Annotated in this window: 2 protein-coding genes and 3 pseudogenes; 1 reads left to right on the forward strand and 4 read right to left on the reverse strand. The window is 66.3% G+C overall.

Features of this window, described 5'->3' with window-relative positions; all coding sequences use genetic code 11:
* Positions 1-308: 308 nt before the first annotated feature.
* The 4 genes and pseudogenes from ABZ449_RS41710 to ABZ449_RS41725 all read right to left on the reverse strand — a co-directional run.
* A complete protein-coding gene (locus tag ABZ449_RS41710; RefSeq protein WP_360357291.1) occupies positions 309-446 on the reverse strand; it encodes a hypothetical protein in 138 nt (45 codons plus the stop codon).
* Between the two features lie 314 nt (positions 447-760).
* Positions 761-1,060 (reverse strand): annotated as a pseudogene (locus ABZ449_RS41715) (transposase); the annotation flags it as partial.
* 150 nt (positions 1,061-1,210) lie between these two features.
* Positions 1,211-2,190 (reverse strand): annotated as a pseudogene (locus ABZ449_RS41720) (IS5 family transposase).
* Between the two features lie 94 nt (positions 2,191-2,284).
* A pseudogene (locus ABZ449_RS41725) lies at positions 2,285-2,921 on the reverse strand (IS5 family transposase); the annotation flags it as partial.
* 295 nt (positions 2,922-3,216) lie between these two features.
* On the opposite strand from ABZ449_RS41725, the gene ABZ449_RS41730 reads away from it, so the two are divergent.
* Positions 3,217-3,918 (forward strand): response regulator transcription factor, encoded by a 702-nt coding sequence (locus ABZ449_RS41730; RefSeq protein ID WP_360357294.1) that lies wholly within the window; start codon positions 3,217-3,219, stop codon positions 3,916-3,918.
* The last annotated feature ends 542 nt before the right edge of the window (positions 3,919-4,460 follow it).

Here is a 4,460-nt window from a genome sequence, read left to right on the forward strand (position 1 = left end):
GCGGCGGAGCTCGACGCGGCGGAGGGTGTCGCCACGGACCGTCCTGGGGATCGGGAAGGGCCCGGTGCCGCCGGCCGGGGGACGCCGATCGGGGCTCTCCTGTCCGGGCGGGGCGTCGGCGACGGGCTGGTACAGCGCCTGCGCCGCCGAGGCGCAGGCCCCGATCGTGGTGGTCAGGGCGGCGATCAGCCGGGCGTGGCCGCGTCGGCGCGCGGGCAGGTCCAGGCGGGCGGGAGTAGTGGCCCCCCCGCACTATGCCGCGCCGCACCCACCGGCAACTTCCGTTCCCGAGAACATCGTGCGTGAGGTCAGCGCCACTTGTAGGACGCTCCGGTCACCGTCGAGAGCGGCAGCGGCCCGCCGGTCACGGCGGTGTCGAGCCGGACGGCCTGGTCGAGGACGGCGCCGACGTCCGGGTACAGATGGAGGCCGGCCGCATAGGCCACCCGTAGCCACACCACCGGCGCGCCCGGCCAGGGCCGTCCTGCCCGACCACGGTGACGACCGCCGCCAAGTGGCCGGGCAGGCCTTCCGCCTGCGCGGCGGCGTGGATGACGGAGGCCAGGTGGGCGGCGCCGGTCCTGACGGCCTGTTTCCCGGCCTGGCCGGCCATCGTTACGGGTGAACGCCTCGAACAGCTCCGCCGTGAACGCCTCCAGGTCCTCCCGGACCTCAGCCGTCTCCCCAGGTGTCACACACCCTCAACGACACAACCCACCAATTGACACGCCACACCAAGACGAACCTGACCAACCCCTAATAGGCGTTCGGCGACATAGTGCTGGAGCTCGTCGCGGATCTCGTCCGCGTCCCAGCGGGCCCTGGCGAGCAGGTGCTGGAGGCCGTCGGGGGTGGCGTGGCCAGCGTATTCGGCCAGCTGCCAGCCGTTCTTGCGGCCGACCGGGCCGAGCAGGCCACGGATGTAGTCGCGCATCCGACGGCGCGCGTCCACACGGCCGAAGTGAACGCCGACGCGGAGGAGGAGGTTCTCGAGTTCACGGTCCCACAGCTGGGTTTCCAACTCATTGATCACAGCCGGAGCCTGCCCCGGCGTTGCCACTACCAACGCCGGCTGCACACGATCGAGGGGCGGCCTCATGAAGACCGCCCCTGACAGACCCTCCGCCCGCTACACTCCCCACTCCCAGGCCGTTGACCAGCGGAAATGGAGAAGTCCTGCTGGAGTACTAGGGCCTGTGTGAGGTTGTGATCACTTGGCATCTCGCAGGAGGTCGTCGACCCAGATCATCGAGGCACGGAGATGGAGGCAGGCGAGGTAACTTTCGGGCTTCTTGTCGCAGCGGGTGGCGATGCCTCGCCAGGCCTTCAGCTTGTTGATCAGGCGCTCGACGGTGTTGCGCTCCCTGTAGAGGTCGGCGTCGTGGCCGACGGGCCGACCGCCCCTGCTGCCCTTCTTCTTGCGATTGGCGGCCTGGTCCCGCTTTTCGGGGATGACGGCCTTGATACCGCGTTTGCGCAGGTAGGCGCGGTTGGCGCGGGAGGAGTAGGCCCTGTCCGCGGCGACCGCGCCGGGCCGGGTGCGGGGTCGGCCGACGGGCCCTCGCACGCGCACCTGGGCGAGGACGGGGACGAACTGCGGGCTGTCGCCGGCCTGCCCCGCGGTCAGGACGAGCGCGAGCGGCCGGCACCGGCGGTCGGCGGCGAGATGGACATTGCTGGTCAGCCCGCCCCTGGACCTGCCGAGCAGGGCCTGCTTCAGACGGAGCCTGCGTCGCAGGCGGACCCGTCCGCGCTCGTCCTGTCCGTTCTGTTCCTGCGGCTCGCCCCTTTTTGTCGGGCTGCCTCCTGCTCGCGCACGGCCTCCTCGAGCGCGAGCAGGAGCTCGCCGTCCACGAGCATCCCGGCCGCGTCGTGGTGGGCACGGACGGTCGTGGAGTCCACGCCGACAAGCGACAGATCGGTCCTCCCGGCGCGGGCGGCCTCGGCGATCAGGCCTTCGAGCAGGGCACTGAACACGCCGGCGTCCCGCCAGACCCGAAACCGCCCGAAGACCGTGGACCAGGGACCGAACTCGCTGGGCATCTCCCGCCACTGGGCGCTGGAACGGAACCGCCAGATCACTCCCTCGAACTGGTCGCGAAGCCGTTCGGGGTAGGGCCCGTACCTGCCGATCGGCAGGTACGGCTCAATCAAACCCCACTGATCGTCGGAGAGTTGCCTACGCGTCACAGCCAACGTTCCTACCGGATTCCGCCCCAAAGCACTGGCAGAACCCGAGGATTGATCACGACATCACACAGGCTCTAGGCGTCGTCTTCATAGATCAAATCCAGAGCAGCATCGAGGCGATGGTGACGGCGGCCTGATAGGACTCGCGGGTCTTGTCGTATCTGGTGGCCAGGCCGCGCCATTGCTTGAGCCGGTTGAAGCGGCGTTCGACGACGTTGCGGTGCCGGTGGTCTTGCGGTCGAAGCCGGGTGGCCGGCCTCCGCGAGAGCCGCGGGTGAGGCGGCCGTTGGCCTGGTCGACGCGTTCGGGGATGGTGTGGGGGATGCCGCGTCGGCGAAGGTAGGCGCGGATCTTGCGGGAGCTGTAGCCCTTGTCGGCGATCAGGTGGTCGGGCCGGGTCCGCGGGTGCCCCGGCCCGACCCTTGGGACCCGGATCGCTTCCATGACGGCTTCGAGGCGGGTGCAGTTGTTGGTGTTGCCGCCGGACAGGGTGAAGCCGAGCGGGCGGCCGCGGCCGTCGCAGGCGAGGTGGAGCTTGGTGCTCAGTCCGCCACGGGATCGGCCGAGGGCGTGATCACCCGCTTCGCCCCGGTCGACGGCCCCCTTTTGCCGCCCGTGGCGTGCTGGTGGGCGCGCACGACGGTGGAGTCGACCGAGACCTGCCAGTCGATGTCCCCGGTCGCATCCTTCTCGGCCTGGATCGCGTGGAGCACCCGGGAGAACATGCCGTCCAGCCTCACTGGATCAGCTCTAAAGACGAACCCTGGCAGCGCGTGTGGCCGTTGCCCATCGTTCCCCTTTTCGGTTCTCCAGTGGCAGGGCTGTCGCACTTGAAAAGTTCTTCACCTCAGCCCAAGGAGGTCTTGTTCATTAATTCTACAACTGGCGGCGACGGGCGGGAATAATGGTGGCGCACCGCAGAACTCCCCCCTATGGCGGCGAGAACTCTAGAGTCGCTCGAGCAGCCAAACCTGAACTCAGGGAAATCGGGTAGGGGGTCCGGAACGACATTGAGGAGAACGCTCCATGTCCACCAGTGTCCTAGCTTCGGCTGAATCGCCCTTCGTAAGGGAGTGTCTTCGGTCGGTTATTAATTTGGCCCCGGATCTAGACTGCTTCGGTGCTTTCCCTCGAAGCGAGCTCGCCGCGCACATGGCAAGCGGAGGCGCTCAGGCGGCCGTCTACTACGTGTCTGAAAACGAAAAATGCGCGGATTATATTCCCTTTATCGAGAATGCGCGTTCTTCCGCGAATCCGATTCCTGTTGCGGTCATCATGGCCTGCGCAACCGTGGAGCACCACCACAGGCTCTTGCAGGCTGGCGCTGGCGGAATTCTTTCGCGGACGATTACCACTAGGGATCTAGTTAACTCCGTGCGCATATTGTTGAGCGGTGGAATGGTCTTCTGGCCTGCCGCTAAATGGAACGCGCTGGAGGATTACCTTCTTCGTCCACCCCTGGCCGACCCCACCTTGCCGAGCTTCGAGATCCTCACTTCGAGGGAAATCGATGTCCTGACTCTGATCGGAGATGGCTTCAGCAACGAAAAAATAGCAAACTTGCTCGGCCTGGAACTTGGCACCGTCAAGGATCACGTGAGAGCGATATTGTCCAAGCTGGGCGTCGTAAACCGCACCCAGGCAGCGACGGTCGCCATCAGGTCGGGTCGCTTCCGACCCTGTTTCGACAAGCCTTACGGCGGCATACCTCAACAGTATCACCGCTGAAAACGCCTTGAAATAGAATGTACACGGAGGCGTGAAAGGGGCGGAGCTTTGGACTTTATTGTACGTGGTGAAATTCGTTAGTCGTGTGTGGGGCGTGATGACGGCGGCGAGGTCGCAGAAGGCCAGGTAGAGCAGGTGGTTGCGTTCGTGTGGAGGGCGATATGGCGGTAGCCGGTGAGCCCGGCCATCGTGCGCTCGATCGCCCAGCGGTAGCGGCCCAGGATCCGGCTCGACTCGATGCCCTTGCCAGCGATCCGGGGCAGGACCTGCTGCCTGAGCCATCTCCGCAGCTCGAGGCTGTCATAGGCTTGTCCGCATGGACCTTGCAAGGTTTGCAGCACAGGCCCCGCTCCGGGTCGTGTTTCATCTTGAGGGCCCGGACCGGCAGGATCAGACCGTGCCACGGTCGACGGGGCTCGGACTGGTGTGTGGACCCGTTACCTCTTTACTGGGCGTTTCGTCCCTGGTTTCGAGGCTCAGGTTCCGCGCCAGGTCGGGGTGGTTTCGCCGGTGAGTCGGCGGGTCATGAGGGCGATCATTGC

Origin of the sequence: Kitasatospora sp. NPDC005856 (assembly GCF_040629945.1) — a bacterium.
Classification (GTDB): Bacteria; Actinomycetota; Actinomycetes; order Streptomycetales; family Streptomycetaceae; genus Kitasatospora.

Excerpts from the sequence above, each read along its gene's own strand:
- ABZ449_RS41730 (WP_360357294.1), top strand. The coding sequence starts at position 3,217 with ATGTCCACCAGTGTCCTAGCTTCGGCTGAATCGCCCTTCGTAAGGGAG.